At 46.8% G+C, this 1,636-nt stretch carries 2 protein-coding genes; one reads left to right on the forward strand and one right to left on the reverse strand.

Features of this window, described 5'->3' with window-relative positions:
• Positions 1-52: 52 nt before the first annotated feature.
• Positions 53-1,222 carry an IS256 family transposase gene (locus VIS94_17895; protein ID HEY9162951.1) on the reverse strand — a complete coding sequence of 390 codons (1,170 nt, stop codon included), beginning with the start codon at positions 1,220-1,222 and terminating at the stop codon, positions 53-55.
• Between the two features lie 228 nt (positions 1,223-1,450).
• On the opposite strand from VIS94_17895, the gene VIS94_17900 reads away from it, so the two are divergent.
• A partial coding sequence (locus VIS94_17900; protein ID HEY9162952.1) for a transcriptional repressor occupies positions 1,451-1,636 on the forward strand: 186 nt, incomplete at its 3' end.

Genomic DNA, 1,636 nt, shown 5'->3' on the forward strand with positions numbered 1-1,636 from the left:
AGATTACGCAACCTTTTTTCTGTAAATTCGAGTCAGAAATATCCATGTTTCTTTAACAATCCACGGATTTAGCAAAACAATACCTTTTCCCAATCTGCCATTCTTCGCTGGTTTCCATCAACAGCGCCGTCACCAACCGTAAACAGGACGCTTCATTTGGGAAAACGCCAACCACCCTGGTGCGACGCTTGATCTCTTTGTTCACGCGCTCCAGGCTATTCGTCGTCCGGATCGACCTGCGATGTTCCAGTGGGAAATTAAACACTGTAAATCCTTCTGCCAGGTTTCCTTCCATCCAAGCAGAAAGCCGAGGAGCAGAGATCGCATATTTCTGCACAGCTACTTGCAAGCCCTTTTCAGCAGTATTCCGATCAGCTGCATTGAAAATCGCCCGGATGTCAGCGGCCACTTCGGCTTTCATGGATTGTCTGGGAACGTAAGAACTTGCATTCTGCTGCAAATGGAATTGACATCGTTGCCAGGGAATACTCCCGAAAACAGCTCTTCTCGCGGCTCCCAGGCCCTCATGGCTGTCACTGATGATCAGTTTCACTCCATTCAACCCCCGATCTTTCAAGCTTTTCAGAAAGTCTCTCCAATGGGCTTCTTGTTCACTCAGAGAGACAGAAACCCCTAAGACTTGTCGCTCGCCTTGAGGGGTGATCCCGGTGGCAATCAAGACCGCCGCATCCCGAATTTGGCTGTTTTCACGCACTTTCTCATAACGAGCGTCCAGATACAGGTACGTTATCTCTCCAAGCGGTCGATCGCGCCACTCTTGTAAGGTCTGATCCAATTGTGCGGTGGCCCGGCTGACCTGTTCGGCGGAAATCTCAAAACCACATAACTGCCTGGTGATGTCTTTCACCTTGCGGGTTGAGACCCCCATCACGTACATCTCCGCCAGGGTGGTCGTCAAGGCTCGCTCACTGCGCAGCCCTTTTTCCAGTGCGGTCGGATAAAAACCTCCTTCCCGTACCTGGGGAATGGCAAACGTCACTTCGCCCACTCGTGTTTTGACTGTCTTGGGTTTGAAGCCGTTGGCGTGTCCCAGCCGTTCCGCGGTTCGTTCGTACTTATCGGCATGCAAGTATTCTGCACGCTCTGCTTGCATGAGGTTGTTGAGCAGCACCCGTAACATCTCTGGTACTGCTTGAAGTCCATTCTGGGTAATCTCCGCTACTAATTCGGGAGACAGGCTATAATCATTTTGGTGAGTCATTGGGTTCTCCTTATTTGGTTTGGTCGCCGTTTAAGGATACTTCTGACTCACCATTTTTGTTAAGGTTCAGCAATTTACAGAAAGAATGTTACACCTACGTGCACATAAAATAAAACAGATTATAATGCTTTACAGTGAAAATGCGAATAATAATAATTTTATTGTTTTCAGAAAAAAAAGAATACCTTAAATCAATATATACCAATTGAATTTCATAAGGGACGAAACATGAAGTCATCTTCCATTGAATATGCGATTTTAAAATTACTGGATGAAAATAATTCTCATCTTAAAGCGCATGAAGTATATGAAGCGCTTCATCCCGGATTTCAGTCTGTAAATCCCTCTACCATTTATCGGGCGCTGGACCGTCTGGCGCATGCAGGAAAAATTTCAGTATCTGATATGGGGACG

The organism is Desulfomonilia bacterium (assembly GCA_036567785.1).
In the GTDB taxonomy this organism is placed as follows: Bacteria; Desulfobacterota; Desulfomonilia; order UBA1062; family UBA1062; genus DATCTV01.

What these genes read in the sequence shown, in the direction of transcription:
- VIS94_17895 (HEY9162951.1), bottom strand. Translation starts at nt 1,222, where the DNA reads ATGACTCACCAAAATGATTATAGCCTGTCTCCCGAATTAGTAGCGGAG.